Origin of the sequence: Deferribacter thermophilus (assembly GCF_049472675.1) — a bacterium.
Classification (GTDB): Bacteria; Chrysiogenota; Deferribacteres; order Deferribacterales; family Deferribacteraceae; genus Deferribacter; species Deferribacter thermophilus.
This window is the reverse complement of sequence record NZ_JAPNXM010000001.1, coordinates 271,239-287,130: the sequence shown is the minus strand read 5'-3', so window position 1 is coordinate 287,130 and position 15,892 is coordinate 271,239. Positions and strand designations below refer to the sequence as shown.

Genomic DNA, 15,892 nt, shown 5'->3' with positions numbered 1-15,892 from the left:
AACCTACAAAAATGAAATTTTCTTTTTCTTCTTTTTTGTTTTATCATCTAAAACACTTATCTGCTCTTCACCTACAGAAGTTTGATCACTTTCAACAACCATATTATCATCTACTTTATCCCTTACATCTCTAAAATCTTTATCCAACATACTCAATTTATCAAAATAGTTCTTAGCAGTGTCTTTATAACCTTTTTCTTCATAAATAGTAGCTAACTCATATAAAGAAGTTTTAATCTTTTCTGTATCATCATAATCAGCAATAATAAGTTTATGGATATTTGCCGCTTCATCTATTTTACCTAACTTTTTATAACATTCAGCTAACATATGCAAACTTTCATACCTTTTCTCACCATAAGAAGATTTCTTAAACTCTTCAATTGCATCTTCAAATAATTCTAACTCAAAATAAGCTAAGCCTAAGTCATAATGAGTTTCATAATCATCTTCAGAAACCACATCCTCAATACTTTTACGCATTGCTTCTAATATTTTTGTTTCTTCATCAGAAAACTTCAAAACCTCAGAGGATGATTCTTCTTTTAACTCAGGTTCTATCTCTTCTATTTCTATTTGTTCTATTTGTTCATTTTCTTTAGCTGTTATATCTTCTAATTCATCACCTTCCAATTTCTCATAGGCAACCTTTTCTTCTGTTTCAGATTGAAAATCTTCTAAATCAAACTCATCAAGTGTTACATCAAACTCCGTTTCTTCTTCTACTATAGATACATCTTCAGCAAGCTCCATTATTTTTTCTTCTTCTTGCTCATTTACTAAATCTAAATCAATATCAAAACTCTCTTCTAAATTACTATCTGCTGAAATATCTGTCTCATTTGACAAAGTATCATCTTCAAATTTAGTAGTATCTAAATCGATATCTAAATCCAACTCCACATCATTTTTCAAAATATCAAAACTAGTTGTTTCTAAATCAATGGTGTCACTTTCCTCTAAAGATTGAAAATCAGTTGTTTCTTCAAGTGGTTCACTCTCTTTATCAGCTATCAAAACACCATGCTCAAGTTCATTTATATAATCAATAATGCGCTCAGCCTTTTCATTCTCACCATTTTCATAGTAAATATTTGACATTTTTTTATAAATTTCTATTTGTAAATTCTTTGCTTTACATTTACCTGCTAAAACAACCAAACCATCCAAAAGTTCTGTATCATCAGTTTGTTGATAAACAGACTCCACAATATTTATAAAATCTAAATTAAAATCATAATCGGGTAAGTTATTAATTTCATCAATGAGCTTTTTCAAATTATCATTATCGCTCTTTTTTAAGAAATATTCAGCAAGATCACTGTAAATATCCACTTTTTTATACTTATCTTTTAAATTTAAATAGTAATCTAAATCAGAGTCAATTGGGTAATATTTTTTAAAAAGTCTATACAAATCTTCATTAAAATCGTTTTTCAAATATAATTTTGCAGCCTCAATAAATTTATCTTTATCCTCCTCCCTTTCCTCAAAAAACGGTACCATAAACACGATAAGCTCTGATAAATCACATTTATGCTTTAATGCATAATCAGAAAACTCAAACAAATACTTTTTAGCTATATCAGATTTTTCAGCAGTATATTTCTCATATACCATAGATAAAGCTGAAAACAAAAATTTACATATTTCAAAACTTTTACCAAATTTATCTAACCGTTCTAATACCTTCACATAATTATTTAAATTTGTTCTATCAATTTCTGTTATCTCTTTTAGTATATCTATTGATTTATCTATAAAACCATTTTTTTCATATAAATCACTTAATGACATTAGGGTTCTTAATTGCTCCCCTTTCAGCTTTTTCTTCTCAAATGCCTCAGCCAATTTTCTATATAAATCATATTCATCAGGATAAAACTTCAAAACTTTTCTTATCTGAGCAATCAGTTTATCTAAATATTTACCTTTTTCCAAATCATCAATAAGCTTTTTATAGGTATTCAATGCTTCATTTTTTTGTCCGAGTTTATACTGGATATCACCAATCAAATTTAAGGCATCATAATCATCTGCATGATTAGCCAAATATTTTTTACACTCTTTTAAAGCCTTTTTTAAATTACCTTTTAAGTATATCTTTTTTATATCTCCAAAAGTTAATTCCTTATTTCCAAAAAGCCCCATTATTTGATACCTACCAGTTTATGTATTTGTGGAATAAAGTATCCCATAATGTTATAACAATAACATAAATCTAAAATTTTATCAAGTATCCTTAGATTAAATTTATTATTAATAAAATGTAAATATAGTTCCTTTACCCCCATTTCTTTAATATAATTTAAGATTTTATCCATTTTTTCTAAATCTATATTTTCACTAATTACAATTTTAAAATACACTTTATCTAACAAAGAAACCAATTTACCGATTTCTTTTAAATCACACTCCACTCCAAATGACTCATAAATTTTTAAATCTACGCTAATAATATCAATATATTGTTCTACTTCAAAAATTTCATCTAACAAAATTCCACTGGTTTCTAAAAATATTTTCACCCCCTTACTTTTAATAAGTGGCAAAAACTCTTTTAGAAAATCTTTATGGATTAAAGGTTCCCCACCAGTTAAAGCTATTGAATGATACATATTAAGCTTAAAATTTTCATCAATAATCTTTTCTAACTCTGAAGGTGAAAGAGGATTTTTGTATCTTTTATTATTACAGTAAAAATAGCTTTTAGCTATATAATCAGTATCACAGTTTTTACAATTTACATTACAACCTGCAAATCGTATAAAAATCTGTCTTACACCTACATATTTCCCTTCACCTTGTATGGATGAAAATATTTCTTTTATATAGGCACTATTTTTCATAATACTCTGCTGCAGCTGTTTCACTTTCCCAAACAACAACAGAGCTCACTAAATCCCCAAACTTAACTTTTAGCCTATCATATATATATTTCGCAATATTTTCACTTGTGGGGTTAACTTTAATAAAATATTCGTGTTCATTCAAAAAAATATGATCTAACTCTTCTGTAACGTTTTTCAATTCTTTTTTAATTACCTTAAAATCAACAAGCATTCCTGTTTTATCAAGCTCGTTACCTTCTAAGTAAACCTCTACTTTCCAATTATGCCCATGTAAGTTTTCACATTTACCATTATAATCTCTTAAAAAATGTGCACTCGCAAAGTGATCAATAACTCTTAATTTAAACATTGCCTCAACTCCTTTAATTCTTCATCTGTTAAATATTTATATTCTCCTGGTTTAAGCCCATTTAGCTTTATAGGCCCAATTCTAATTCTCACCAATTTTTTAACATTTATTCCAAAATATTTAAATATATTCCTAATCTCCCTTTTTTTACCTTCTATCAAAATAATATTATATGTATAATTTCCCAAATATTTTATTTTGCAAGGTAAATATTTAAAATCTTTAATTTTCAAACCTTTTTCGACCAGTCTCTCTTCTCTATCTTTTAGCAGCTTATCAACAACAACTATATACTCTTTTTCCACTTTATTAGCAGGATGTTGTATTTTATAAATCAAATCCCCATCGTTAGTAAATAAAATCAGCCCTTCACTCTTATAGTCTAACCTTCCCGAATACCCAAGCTTATTTTCTTTAAAAAACTGAACATCAGCTAACGATTTTTTCCCTTTGTAACTAACATAAGATGTTAACATATTAACAGGTTTATAAAATTTAATATAAATTTTATTTTTAAACTGAAGCTTTTCTCCAGCAACTATTATCTCATCATTAATAGTAAATTTCTCAGCAGGATTTGTAATTAAACTACCATTAACTGTAACCAATCCACTCAAAATCAATCTATCTGCATCTCGCCTTGAATATTTCCCACTTAATGCAATTAATTTATTTAGTCTAATTAACTCTTTTTCAGCTCTTGCCATTCTCTAAATGTAGGTAATTCTGATAAATCTGATAAACCAAAGTATTCTAAAAATTTATTAGTTGTACAATAAAGTAATGGTCTTCCAGGAACATCTTTTCTGCCAATAATTTTAATAAAACCTTTATCTAATAAATTCTTGATAATCGCTGTGCTATTTACACCCCTTATCTGCTCAATTTCAGCCTTTGTTATTGGTTGTTTATATGCAATAACTGCCAAAGTTTCTAAAGTAGCTTTGGAAAAATTTTCATTTTTTTCACCAAATATTTCTACCAAAATACTATGTAAATCATCATCCGATACCATTTGATAACCACCAGCTACAGGCAAAATTTTAATCCCCAAATCGAGATTGTTAAAATATTCGACATATTCAGACAACCTATTTTCTAAATTCACAGGTTCCATTATTTGCCTAAAAGTTTTTAAACTTACTGGTTTGCCAGATAAAAAAAGTGTTGCAAAAAATACCTTTCTTTCATCCATTCCTTTTCACCAAAAAATTTGAAAAATTACTCTCTTGAATAGCTAAAATCAATTTCAATTTAATCAATTCCAAAATAGCCAGAAAACTCACAACAACTTCCATTTTATTTGTACAATTTTCGATTATATGGTTCCAAAAAATCTCATTTTTTTCAAAAACAATCGATTTAATCTTTTCAATTACTTCCTTAATATCAATATTTTTCTTTTCTATCTTAATTACTTTTTTCTCCTCTTTATTTAATAATTCAAAAAACAATCTTGCAATTTTATAAGCATCATAAGTTTCTATTTCATCTTTTTCTAATAAAATAGATTCTTCTCTTGACATATATTTGTTAAATCTACTCTCCATCTCACTTAAAATTGCCGCAACATCTTTAAAAAAGGAGTATTCTATCAATCGTTGTGTAAATAAAAACTTTTCTTCTTCAATATCTATATCATCCTGAATAACTTCATTTTGAGGCAAAAGTAACTTGGACTTCAAATACACCAAATATGATGCCATTTGAATAAAATCTGAAGCCACTTCGATATCCATCTCCTCCATTGCATTTATAGCACTAATAAATTGATCAGCAATGACAGATATAGAAATATCATAAATATTCATTTCATTCTTGTAAATAAGATGTATTAACAAGTCTAGAGGACCTTCAAAATTATCAAGTTTAATTTCTAACAAATCACTCATACTAAATTCTCATAGCTTTTCTAACACTCTCCATAATCTTTCCAGCAGTTTCATTCGCTTTTTGTTGCCCATCTTTTAAAAATTCATCAATATCTGAAATTAGATTATCGTAATATTTTCTCTTTTCCTGAATAGGTGTTAAAAATTCCACTAAATGCTTTAACAATATCCTTTTACAATCCACACACCCAATTTTTGCATTTTTACATCCATCAATTATTTCAGCTTTTTCATCTTCGGTAGAAAAAACCTTATGATAATCAAAAATTGGACAAATGTCTGGATTACCAGGATCACTCCTTCTTTTTCTATTTGTATCAGTAATCATTGTCATTATTTTTTTCTCTACACTCTTTAAATCTTCACTAAGCATGATAGTATTGCCGTAAGATTTACTCATTTTTCTTCCATCAGTTCCTAAAAGTTTTGGAACTTCAGTTAACAACCCTTCAGGCTCGACAAAAATTTCACAATTATATAGATGATGAAATCTTCTCACAATCTCTCTACTAATTTCGATATGAGGTAATTGATCAATACCAACAGGCACATATTTAGCACTATAAAGTATTATATCCACCGTTTGCAATAAAGGATAACTCAAAAAACCCAAGTTATTTAAATCCCTATCCTTTAATTCCATTTTAATTTCTTTATATGATGGGCATCTCTCTAACCATGCTACAGGTGTAATCATAGATAATAATACGAAAAGTTCAGCATGATATAAATTTTTGGACTGGATAAAAAGAGTGCTTTTTTCTGGATCAATTCCTACACTAAGCCAATCTAATACAAGATCTCTTCTATAAGCCTCTATATTTTCAGGATTTTCATAAGTAGTGGTTAATGCATGCCAATCCGCAATAAAATAAAAGCATTCATACTTTTCCTGTAAATCAACCCAGTTTTTTAAAGCTCCAAAATAATGTCCAATATGTAGTTTACCAGTTGGTCTCATCCCGCTCAATACTTTTTCCATATTACCCCTCTTACAATAATATTTTAACAAAATAATGTATAACAGGAAAAATAAAATAATCTACAACATTTGTTATTAACAATAATAAAATTAGTATAAAACCATACCTTTCATATTTTATCATAAATATTTGTTTTGAAGGTGGTAAAAAAGCTTGCAATATCCTCCCACCATCTAAAGGTGGTATTGGTAACAAATTAAAAATACCCAATGCTATATTGATTTGAACAGAATATATTGCCATTAAAGTTAGAGGAACCAATATCTTATTAATCAAAATATTAGATGTCTCTATACTAGCAAATATATGATAAAGGCCTGATGATATTAGTGCTAAAATAAAATTTGCTAAAGGACCTGCAGCCGCAACAATTGCTATCCCATATTTTTTTCTTGCTACAATATTAAAATTAACTGGAACTGGTTTAGCCCAGCCAAACAATCTCGTTAAAAAAAGGACAAGTAACCCCATAATATCGATATGAGCAAAAGGGTTTAAAGTCAGTCTTCCTGCTCTTTTTGCTGTATCATCCCCTAAGAAATATGCTGCATAACCATGAGACGCCTCATGAAAAGTAACAGCAGCTAAAAAAGGGAGCAAAGCAATACTTAATTGTTGAAAGAAATTGTTTATATCAAACATAGAGTGAATTCTTACCAAATTAGTAAAACAATGTCAAAATATATTTAAATCTAAAGAAATTTATCTATAAAAGAGATATCATCAGAATATGTAATTTTTAAATTTCTAATATCAGATTCAACAATTCCAACACTTTCCCCTATCTCTTCCATCACTTGTGCCTCATCAGTTACAAAAATATTCTTCTCAAAAATATTTTCAAACCCTTTAATTAGCTTTTCTCTCTTAAAAACCTGTGGAGTATGAGCTAAAAAATATCTTTCTCTATCAACTGTTTTGACTATTTTATTATTTTCAACGATTTTCAAGGTGTCTCTAACTTTTAATCCGCATATTACAGCATCAAAATCTTTTAATCTTTTTAATAATCTATCAACAATATCACTATTTATAAATGGTCTTACAGCATCATGAATAAGAACATATTCTGCTGAAGAACTTATGGCACAGTTATAAACTGTATAAAAACGCTCACTCCCCCCCTTAACAAGTTTATAATTTTTTAGTCCAACCATATTCAATATAGAAAGTATAAATTCGTTATCATCCAAATTACATCCAATTATAAAACTATTAAATTTGAACGACATGGAAAGATTCTTTAATGTATAATATAATATCGGTTTACCATTTATTTCATAATATTGCTTCTTAATCTTGTCATTAAATCTACTGCCCACACCTGCTGCAGGGATAATTGCATCAATAATCATCTTTGCCTTGCAAATATAATTCTGCCTGTCTCTGTTTGTAATAGACTTGTCACTTCTACTCTTATCTTCTCGCCAATTAAATGCCTTCCATTTTCCACTACTACCATTGTTCCATCTTCCAAATAGCCTACCCCCTGATTATGCTCTTTACCCTCTTTTACAACATATATTTCCAAAATATCCCCTGGAAGTACAGTCTGTCTTAAAGCTATCGCTAAACTATTAATATTTAAAACTTCTACATTTTGAATCTCAGCCACTTTTAATAAATTATGATCAGTTGTAATTATTTTCCCTTTTAATTTTTTAGCTAATTTAACAAGCTTTTCATCCACAGTACCGATATTCTGATAATCAGTTTCATCAATCCTCACAGGGATCTTTTTTTGTTCTTTTAATCTCTGTAAAATACTTAGCCCTCTTTTACCTTTCTGCCTTCTAAGATGTTCATGAGAATCGGCAATATTTTGAAGCTCTTTTAGAACAAATACTGGAATAACTACCTCCCCTTCTATAAAACCTGTTTCAATAATATCTAAAATTCTACCATCAATCAAAGTAGATGTATCTAAAACCTTTGGAATTCTCACATACTTTGTCTTAACTGGTACAATCGATATCTTTGATAACAAATTTTCTAAAATTGTATAATTTTTATAACCAATTAAAATACCTATGTAAGTTCCCACAAAATATATAGCCAATTTTAAAGGTTCACTTGTAACAAAAGATTCCAGCGGAGATAATATCAAATAACTTATAATTAAAAATAAGATACCGCCAACAATACCGCTTAAAATTCTAAAACTTTTCAAATCTGTTATAAGTATTTCTAAAATATTGATTGCCAAAATTACACCAAAGCCGTAAGCAACGGCATAATTAAGTTCTACACCAATCTTGTCTCTTAAAAAAACAAAAACAAACATAATAATAATTGAATAAATCAACCTAAAAAGCCACATATTAACCTCTTAAAAACCTTTTTAGTTCTTCAAAATCCTCTCTACGCCCAAGACAAATAAGCACATCATCAGATTCTAAAACCTCATTTGCACTTGGATTATAGATAAAGTTTTTATCATTCTTTTTTATAGCAATCACAATCAATCCAAACTTTCTGATATTTGATTCTAAAATAGTTTTACCATCAAACTTTGAACCTTTTTTAACTTTTATTTCCTCAACTTCGATATTATAGTCATTTTTCCCTAATGCTAACTCTAAAAACTCTGTAACATTAGGTTTAATAATAGCGTTTGCAATCTGTAAGGCACCAGTAGTAAAAGGTGAGATAACACTATCAGCACCTGCCCAAAACATTTTCGAACTTGCCTCAGCATCCATTGCTTTTGTATATACTTTTATATCACTACTAAAACCTTTTGCAGTCAATGTGATATACACATTTTCTGCGTCAGATTCTACAACAGATATAACGCCCGCTGCATACAAAATATTTGCTTTAACTAAAGTATCCTCTTTAGTAGCATCACCAATAATATATAAATACTCCTTTTCATCAAATTCATGAATATACTTTTCATCCTTTTCGATTATCACAAAAGGTATCGATTTTTCTTTTAATTGAGCGGCTATAATTTTCCCCATTCTACCATAACCACAAATAATATAATGACCATTTAATTTACTTATTTTTTTATCCATCCTCTTTCTCCCAAAAGTTCTTCTTAACTCTCCAGCTATTATCAAATCAAATATTTGAGTACCAATATAAGCAAGAGTACCTGTACCAGTCAAAATTAAAAAGATTGTAAAATATTTCCCTTTATCTGATAAACGAAATACCTCTTCATAACCCACAGTTGAAATAGTAATAATAGTCATAAATAGAGAGTCTAAAAAATTTGCTTTTTCAATTAACACATATCCTAAAGTCCCAATTGAAGTTATAAATATTAAAATAGCAAAACCTATTAATATATTTCTAATTCTGTACTTTAACATTTAAAAGATCAACTCCAATAATCTTTTTAAAAAAATATTTAAAAATTGAATTATAAATATCAAAATAATTGGAGAAATATCAATAAAACCAATAGGTGGGATAAGCCTCCTAAAAGGCCCCATAACAGGCTCTGTTAATGCTACAATTAATTGTACTATTGGATTGTATGGGTCAGGACTTACCCATGAAATTAAAGCTCTTATAATTATAAGCCAAGTTAAAATCTGTAACAAATCTACTAAACTCATTAACCCATATTTTGTATTAACCAACAATATGGTAACAATATTAATTTCTCTTGCTATTAAAATATTAAAAACTATTTGCAAACCACTATTTGCCAAAACATAAATGATAAAAATAAAAATTACTGCTGCAACTACAACACCATTACCTGGTATATTAACAATTGTTCTTACTATTTTAACAACGGGTAAACCTATTCTGTGAAAAAAAGTAGTATATACAGAAGCTTGAAAAGATGTATTTAACACACTACCTAAAATTAAAGAAATAATATAAAACAACATTAAAAACCTTAAAATATCATCTATTGCACCAATTAAAGCATATATAAGACTAATTTTATTAATTGTCCAAAATACTAAAGCGAGTATAACCGTTAAAACACATATCAATAAAGGTATAAACTTTTTACTTTTTTCATGTGGATATTTGCTAAACATAGTAGAAAAAATCGGCTCTGTAAATGATGCAACTAATTTACCAAGAGGGTTAAAGTATAATTCCTGTCTAGTCATCACCCCTCTTAATATCAGTAAAACAATATATGCTTTAATAATAAATGAGAAAAACCACATATCTATCCCCTTTTTCCAAAAATAGCAGAACCTATCCGAACCATGTTAGCACCCTCTTCAATTGCTATTTCAAAATCATCACTCATCCCCATCGATAAATAATCCATATTAATATTATATTTGTCATTTGTTTTAACAAAAAGTTCATACATTTTTGCAAATAAAGGTCTATTCATTTCAGCATCTTCCACTAATGGTGGTATCATCATCAATCCCCTCAATTTTAGATTTTCGCAACTTAAAACAGTTTCCATAAGCTTATCAAAATCATTTAATAAAACCCCAGATTTTTGAGGCTCTTCAGCTAAGTTTACTTGTATTAGTATATCTTGAACCAAATTATTTTTTTTTGCGTATTTATTTATTAACTCTGCTATTTCAATTCTATCTACAGAGTGAATAAGAGTAAAATTATTCTTTAAATACCTCGCTTTATTACTTTGTAAATGTCCAATTAAATGAAATTTAATATCAGGGTATCTATCTTTTAATACCTCTACCTTTTTTAAAGCTTCCTGAACCCTATTCTCTCCAAAAATTTTCTGACCACATTCATAAGCTTCGATTATTTTATCTACAGGAAATGTTTTACTAACAGCTACTAATGTAATATCATCTTTACTTTTACCTATCTTATTAGCAGCTTTATCAATTTTTTCCCATATAATTTCTAAGTTTTTACAAATCATTAATCCCTCACTATCATACTAATCATTCTTCCCGTCACTTTCTCCCTTCTATAGGAGTAAAAATTTTCATCACATTTAGGACAACATCTTATATGCTCAATAATATTTTTTTCAATACCATTTTCTAAAAAAATATCTTCAATCTCACTTCTTAAATCAAAAAAATAACAACCATTTAATTTACGCAAATTTTTATCTAAATTAAACACTTTTTTTGTTAAATTTATAAAATCATCCTTTACTTCAAAACATTTTTCACAAATCCCAACATTAATTACTACATTTGATATTTTTTCATCTTGAAAATGCCTTAAGGCATTAACAATTATTCCATTATAAACAGATCTCCAACCACAATGTAAATTTGCTATACTCCCTGATTTACTCACAATCTGTACACTATAACAATCAGCAGTCAAAATCCCCAAACCTACACCTTGAGCTTTTGTAAAAAGCGCATCCCCTTCTTTAAATGATGCTGAATTTTTATCAACCACTACAACTTTAGATCCATGAATCTGTCTAAGAGTAATAATCCTCTTAATACCAGTATAATCTTTTAAAGCTTCATAATTTTTCTCAATATTTATTAAATCATCACCTGTAAAATAACCAAAGTTTAAACTTTTATAAACTCCTACAGAATATCCACCTAATCTCGTTGTAGTAAAAATTTTATAAGGAGAAGACAACTTTTTTGGTTTAATTAATAATAATTTTTGAGAATCTCTTTGCACTTTAAAAACTCTCTTTTAATAATTTCTCTATCAAAATTTGGTATTACCATCTTTTCCCAAATAAAAGTATAATTTTCATCAAAAAACTGCTCAGCCTTTTTCATAGCATCAATATCTTTTAACGCTTTTTTAACTCTAAAGTTATTATTTAAATAACTCTTATAAAATTCTCTAATATCATCTTCAGCTCTGGATAAGTAACTTTGTAACAATGCATTACTATAATTCATTATATCATATTTTACATTTGGTATCTTCCCCAATCCACTTTTTAATAAATTTATTTTTTTATTCAAAGATGATTTATTGTCTATACCAAAATACTGCATAGGGGTATTTGGTTTAGGGATAAAAATATTGATTGAAACTCTAATTCTTCCCAATCTGTTATAAAACTCTTTTTGAGTATTTAAAAATATTTTCGCTATATTTTCGATTCTCTTTACGATTAACGCTACATCCTCTAAAGTTTCTCCTGGCAAACCGATCATATAATAAAGCTTTAGATTTTCTATACCTTCCTTTGCAATCATATTTGCAACACTTAAAACAGTATCTTCATCTATCTCTTTATTTATTAATTTTTTTAGATTTGGGCTACAGGTTTCCTCTGCAATCGTTATTGACCTAACTCCTAAGCTTTTTAAAGAGCTTATAATTTCTTTTGTTAAAGTATCCGCCCTTAAAGATGAAACTGAAACTTTTAAGTTATAATCCATAAATTCTTTTAATAAATGATTAATACCAGGCAAATCGCCAAATGCTGCAGAAATCAATCCAATATTATCAGAAAATCTATAATGAACAATATCTTTCTTAACCAAATTATAATCAAATATTCTAAAAGGGCGATATGCAAAAGTAGCTGTGCAAAATCTACAGCTATATTTACAGCCACTTGAAAGCTCTACTAAATATTCATTTGCAAACTCACCCAAACCTGTTATAATAACTGAGCTTATAATCTCATTCTTTTCTCTTAAGGCAATCTTACCCGGGTACTTTTCCTTTGAAATCGCAAAATCAAAAGTTAACAGCCTCTCTATAAATTCTTCTTTTTTAGAGTACTCTCTAAAAATATCTTTAGTTTTATTCAATATTGGATCAATATCTCCAAGTAATATTACATCAACTATATCTGTTAATATTGCTGGGTTGATAAATGCCAATGCACCACCTGCAATAATTGGAGGATAAAATTCACCCCTTTCCTCTTTAAAAACTGGGATTCTTTCACTATTTAAAAATTGAATAAATCTCAAAATATCCTCTTCAAAATTTATAGATAGTGCAATGATATCAAATTCTCTAATAAACTTTTGAGACTCAATAGACAAATTATCTTCAATATAGTCCAACACAAATCTTTCACAAACAACATCTTCAATTTCATTGAATCTTTTATAAACATGCTGAAACCCCAAATTTTGAATAGCTATATCGTATTTGTTAGGATAAACCAGAGCAATTTTGACTTTACCAAACTTTTTTATTGATCCTTCTTCTTGATTCAATATTTTTCTATAATGATTTATTACTGACCACTTTTCCATTAAATTATAATATACCTTTTAGCTGAAAGTGACCATAGATACTAATTACCAAGTAAATATTCAACCTTTTCTAACAACATAGGAAGTTTAAATGGCTTTTTTATGAATACATGTTCCGAACTTGGTATTTGGTTATTTTCTATATCGCTGAAACCTGATATATAAATCACTTTACAAAGACCAAATTTCTTATTATACGCATTGATAAACTCATACCCATTACCATCGTTTAAAACAATATCAGAAATTATCAAATCGTAGGGGTAGCTTGTCTCTTCAAGTGTTTTCATAGCCTCTTTAATGGAATTAGCCACAACAACTTCATACCCCTTAGATTTTAAAAACTCAGAAATTGATAATGTAATAATCTCTTCATCATCAAGTACAAATATAGTAGCTTTTTTATTATCTACCTTGTTTTCATTATTCGAGTTTACTACCTCTACAATGGGTATTTTAATAGTAAATTTGGTATACTCATTTTCTTTTGAATCAACTGTTACTTTACCTCCATTGTTTTTTATATATCCATAAACCATTGCGAGATCTAACCCAATACCATGCTTATCATGTTTTGTGCTAAAAAATGGATCAAAAACTTTATCTAAATGTTCCTCTTTAATCCCTATACCATTATCAAAAAGCTCAATTATTGCAAATTTATTGCCATCTTCCTCTTGCATACTTGTAGTTATAACTATTTGCTTTGAATCTTTTTTTGAATCATCTAAAGCCTCAATACTGTTCATAATCATACTAAAAATAACATTCTTAAAAATATCTTTATTCAAATTGACATAATAATTACAATTTAGATTCACATCTAAAGATATACTTTTGACAAAAATATCATTATACTCTTCTAAAAACTCTTCTATTGCTTCATCAACCTTGAACAACTCTCCAGATATATCTTTAACTTTTATAAACATCATCATCTTATCAAGCATTGAAGCTATGCCATCACATATCTCAGTAATTTTGAAGAGATAATCTTTTGCTTTATCATTAACCTCATTTGAAGCTAAAGATGTATAAGACATAATACCAGTCAATGAATCATTGAGCCTATGAGAAAACATCTTGATAACCCTTTCGATTGCTTCGATTTTACCCTTTCTAGCCAGCTCCTCCTCTAATAAAATCTGATAGGTTATATCTTTAAAGATAAAAACAAGATAATCTTTACCATCAAAAACAACTTTAAAGACAACATAAGCAAACACATATCGGTTATTATCTAATGTAAAATATACTGTATCTGTATAATATTTATTCTCTTTTAGGTTATTTAAAATTTTATGTTTAACTTTATTATGATCTTCAAAAAAAGGTAAATCTTCAAAACTTATATCTTTTACCATGATAATATCATCAAATGACTTGTTTCTATACAAAGGTGTAAAATTTTCATTTGTTATCAAAACTAAATGAGGCGAATTGTAAACTATCTCCTTAAATAAAACCAACTCTTTTTTGGTTTCAACTAAATCCGTAATATCGTTAATTGTCAATATAAGTCCAAAGTTATCATCATCACTGCGATATTTTGAGACAGATAATAATGCCAAAAAGCTTGAGCCATCAGTTTTTTTTAGTCTTATTTGAAAATTTTTTACAAAACCTTCCTCTTCAATTAAATTTATAATTTTTTCTCTATCTTTAATGTTAAAGTAAAAACTTTTAGTATTTATTTTTCCCAAATCTCCCTTTTTTATCTTAAATAAATTTAAAGCTTCATCATTGGCATATAATACTTTCCCTTCTAAAGAGGAAATCACTAAAGGGGTTGACATATTATTAATAAAGTTTAATACACTTTCGTTTTTTAGAATATTCATATTCTACCTTCAAATAAACTTTTTTCTTCTTTATAAATCTCATCAAAATCCATCATTGCAGAATCAATTATATCCTCTGATAAATCAAGCTTTTTATTTGCTATTTTAAAAGATTCTTCGTCATAAATATTTAAACCAATTTTTCGTTTATTTATCAAACAGTTTGACACCACTAATAAAGCTAACATATCATCTTTTTGATACATTGTCATATCATGATGATAATAAACCTTTTCATAAAACAGCTCAGGTAAACCCCATTTACTTAAAACATACCCCCCTATTTCTGCATGATTAAAACCTATAAGATTTGACTCTATTTCAATGGAATTCACACCACCTTTTTTTGTTATATTAACTATTTCATCATAAAATGGTGTAGTTAATAAAAATATCACTTTACCAATATCATGTAAAATGCCCAATAAAAAGGCATCTCCAGTATCTATATTTTTGTAACTACCCAAAATCCTCATCAAAATTGCTACACATAATGAATGTTCCCAAATTCCTCTGGCTAATTCAATCTTTGTCTCATCATTATAAAAATAGCTTTTCATAGAAAGTGCTATCAATAAGTTTTTTAAATTCTTTTCACCCAAAATAACAATAGCATGTCTCAAATCTTTAATTTCCTCTTTTGGGGAAAAGATAGCAGAATTAGCCATTTTCAAAATTTCAGTAGTTAAACCTAAATCTTTTGAAACTAAATAAACTATTTCTGATAAAGTATAATTTTCCTTTTTTAAAATAGATAAAACACGAGCAGCTATTTGCGGTAATGGAGGTATATTATTTGCCTTTTTAATAATTACATCACTATCAAATTTCATATTTAAATTATACTTTAT

Annotated in this window: 17 protein-coding genes; all 17 read right to left on the bottom strand. The window is 27.9% G+C overall.

Translation table 11 applies throughout. The features are described from left to right. Positions 1-3 precede the first annotated feature (3 nt). The 17 genes from OWM07_RS01475 to OWM07_RS01395 all read right to left on the bottom strand — a co-directional run bounded on the left by OWM07_RS01475 (position 4) and on the right by OWM07_RS01395 (position 15,874). Entirely contained in the window at positions 4-2,151 is a 2,148-nt protein-coding gene (locus OWM07_RS01475; RefSeq protein ID WP_423301900.1) for a tetratricopeptide repeat protein, read from the bottom strand. Beyond that, on the bottom strand, positions 2,151-2,849 hold the full coding sequence (locus OWM07_RS01470; RefSeq protein ID WP_423301899.1) for a 7-carboxy-7-deazaguanine synthase QueE: 699 nt from the start codon (positions 2,847-2,849) through the stop codon (positions 2,151-2,153). The genes OWM07_RS01475 and OWM07_RS01470 overlap by 1 nt, the downstream gene beginning before the upstream one ends. Then, complete coding sequence (gene queD, locus OWM07_RS01465; RefSeq protein ID WP_423301898.1) at positions 2,839-3,201, bottom strand: 6-carboxytetrahydropterin synthase QueD; 363 nt, start codon at positions 3,199-3,201, stop codon at positions 2,839-2,841. The genes OWM07_RS01470 and queD overlap by 11 nt, the downstream gene beginning before the upstream one ends. Beyond that, positions 3,189-3,908: a pseudouridine synthase gene (locus OWM07_RS01460; protein WP_423301897.1), complete on the bottom strand. Its 720-nt coding sequence runs from the start codon at positions 3,906-3,908 to the stop codon at positions 3,189-3,191. The genes queD and OWM07_RS01460 overlap by 13 nt, the downstream gene beginning before the upstream one ends. Then, positions 3,884-4,396 carry an SMC-Scp complex subunit ScpB gene (gene scpB, locus OWM07_RS01455; protein ID WP_423301896.1) on the bottom strand — a complete coding sequence of 171 codons (513 nt, stop codon included), beginning with the start codon at positions 4,394-4,396 and terminating at the stop codon, positions 3,884-3,886. The genes OWM07_RS01460 and scpB overlap by 25 nt, the downstream gene beginning before the upstream one ends. Next, a complete protein-coding gene (locus OWM07_RS01450; RefSeq protein WP_423301895.1) occupies positions 4,389-5,093 on the bottom strand; it encodes a segregation and condensation protein A in 705 nt (234 codons plus the stop codon). Before OWM07_RS01450 ends, scpB begins: the two co-directional genes overlap by 8 nt. A 1-nt stretch (position 5,094) precedes the next feature. After that, positions 5,095-6,075: a tryptophan--tRNA ligase gene (gene trpS, locus OWM07_RS01445; RefSeq protein ID WP_423301894.1), complete on the bottom strand. Its 981-nt coding sequence runs from the start codon at positions 6,073-6,075 to the stop codon at positions 5,095-5,097. Positions 6,076-6,085: 10 nt separating this feature from the next. After that, positions 6,086-6,718, bottom strand: coding sequence for a site-2 protease family protein (locus OWM07_RS01440; RefSeq protein ID WP_423301893.1), 633 nt, complete (start codon positions 6,716-6,718; stop codon positions 6,086-6,088). A 50-nt stretch (positions 6,719-6,768) separates the two neighbouring features. Continuing rightward, a complete protein-coding gene (gene ispD / locus OWM07_RS01435) occupies positions 6,769-7,431 on the bottom strand; it encodes a 2-C-methyl-D-erythritol 4-phosphate cytidylyltransferase (protein ID WP_423301892.1) in 663 nt (220 codons plus the stop codon). Continuing rightward, positions 7,428-8,396: a PIN/TRAM domain-containing protein gene (locus OWM07_RS01430; protein WP_423301891.1), complete on the bottom strand. Its 969-nt coding sequence runs from the start codon at positions 8,394-8,396 to the stop codon at positions 7,428-7,430. The genes ispD and OWM07_RS01430 overlap by 4 nt, the downstream gene beginning before the upstream one ends. A gap of 1 nt (position 8,397) precedes the next feature. Continuing rightward, a complete protein-coding gene (locus tag OWM07_RS01425; RefSeq protein ID WP_423301890.1) occupies positions 8,398-9,399 on the bottom strand; it encodes a potassium channel family protein in 1,002 nt (333 codons plus the stop codon). Then, positions 9,400-10,161: a YggT family protein gene (locus tag OWM07_RS01420; RefSeq protein ID WP_423301889.1), complete on the bottom strand. Its 762-nt coding sequence runs from the start codon at positions 10,159-10,161 to the stop codon at positions 9,400-9,402. A gap of 62 nt (positions 10,162-10,223) precedes the next feature. Beyond that, a complete protein-coding gene (locus OWM07_RS01415; RefSeq protein WP_423301888.1) occupies positions 10,224-10,910 on the bottom strand; it encodes a YggS family pyridoxal phosphate-dependent enzyme in 687 nt (228 codons plus the stop codon). Continuing rightward, complete coding sequence (locus OWM07_RS01410) at positions 10,910-11,647, bottom strand: purine nucleoside phosphorylase YfiH/LACC1 family protein (RefSeq protein ID WP_423301887.1); 738 nt, start codon at positions 11,645-11,647, stop codon at positions 10,910-10,912. The genes OWM07_RS01415 and OWM07_RS01410 overlap by 1 nt, the downstream gene beginning before the upstream one ends. Further along, entirely contained in the window at positions 11,617-13,200 is a 1,584-nt protein-coding gene (locus tag OWM07_RS01405) for a radical SAM protein (RefSeq protein WP_423301886.1), read from the bottom strand. The genes OWM07_RS01410 and OWM07_RS01405 overlap by 31 nt, the downstream gene beginning before the upstream one ends. A gap of 41 nt (positions 13,201-13,241) precedes the next feature. Continuing rightward, a complete protein-coding gene (locus tag OWM07_RS01400) occupies positions 13,242-15,041 on the bottom strand; it encodes a PAS domain-containing protein (protein ID WP_423301885.1) in 1,800 nt (599 codons plus the stop codon). Then, positions 15,038-15,874, bottom strand: coding sequence for an HDOD domain-containing protein (locus tag OWM07_RS01395; RefSeq protein WP_423301884.1), 837 nt, complete (start codon positions 15,872-15,874; stop codon positions 15,038-15,040). Before OWM07_RS01395 ends, OWM07_RS01400 begins: the two co-directional genes overlap by 4 nt. Between the last annotated feature and the right edge of the window lie 18 nt (positions 15,875-15,892).

What these genes read in the sequence shown, in the direction of transcription:
- OWM07_RS01460 (WP_423301897.1), bottom strand. Translation starts at nt 3,908, where the DNA reads ATGGCAAGAGCTGAAAAAGAGTTAATTAGACTAAATAAATTAATTGCA.
- scpB (WP_423301896.1), bottom strand. Translation starts at nt 4,396, where the DNA reads ATGGATGAAAGAAAGGTATTTTTTGCAACACTTTTTTTATCTGGCAAA.
- OWM07_RS01420 (WP_423301889.1), bottom strand. Translation starts at nt 10,161, where the DNA reads ATGACTAGACAGGAATTATACTTTAACCCTCTTGGTAAATTAGTTGCA.
- OWM07_RS01415 (WP_423301888.1), bottom strand. Translation starts at nt 10,910, where the DNA reads ATGATTTGTAAAAACTTAGAAATTATATGGGAAAAAATTGATAAAGCT.
- OWM07_RS01425 (WP_423301890.1), bottom strand. Translation starts at nt 9,399, where the DNA reads ATGTTAAAGTACAGAATTAGAAATATATTAATAGGTTTTGCTATTTTA.
- OWM07_RS01430 (WP_423301891.1), bottom strand. Translation starts at nt 8,396, where the DNA reads ATGTGGCTTTTTAGGTTGATTTATTCAATTATTATTATGTTTGTTTTT.
- OWM07_RS01440 (WP_423301893.1), bottom strand. Translation starts at nt 6,718, where the DNA reads ATGTTTGATATAAACAATTTCTTTCAACAATTAAGTATTGCTTTGCTC.
- OWM07_RS01470 (WP_423301899.1), bottom strand. Translation starts at nt 2,849, where the DNA reads ATGAAAAATAGTGCCTATATAAAAGAAATATTTTCATCCATACAAGGT.
- ispD (WP_423301892.1), bottom strand. Translation starts at nt 7,431, where the DNA reads ATGATTATTGATGCAATTATCCCTGCAGCAGGTGTGGGCAGTAGATTT.
- OWM07_RS01395 (WP_423301884.1), bottom strand. Translation starts at nt 15,874, where the DNA reads ATGAAATTTGATAGTGATGTAATTATTAAAAAGGCAAATAATATACCT.
- trpS (WP_423301894.1), bottom strand. Translation starts at nt 6,075, where the DNA reads ATGGAAAAAGTATTGAGCGGGATGAGACCAACTGGTAAACTACATATT.
- OWM07_RS01450 (WP_423301895.1), bottom strand. Translation starts at nt 5,093, where the DNA reads ATGAGTGATTTGTTAGAAATTAAACTTGATAATTTTGAAGGTCCTCTA.
- OWM07_RS01405 (WP_423301886.1), bottom strand. Translation starts at nt 13,200, where the DNA reads ATGGAAAAGTGGTCAGTAATAAATCATTATAGAAAAATATTGAATCAA.
- queD (WP_423301898.1), bottom strand. Translation starts at nt 3,201, where the DNA reads ATGTTTAAATTAAGAGTTATTGATCACTTTGCGAGTGCACATTTTTTA.
- OWM07_RS01475 (WP_423301900.1), bottom strand. Translation starts at nt 2,151, where the DNA reads ATGGGGCTTTTTGGAAATAAGGAATTAACTTTTGGAGATATAAAAAAG.
- OWM07_RS01400 (WP_423301885.1), bottom strand. Translation starts at nt 15,041, where the DNA reads ATGAATATTCTAAAAAACGAAAGTGTATTAAACTTTATTAATAATATG.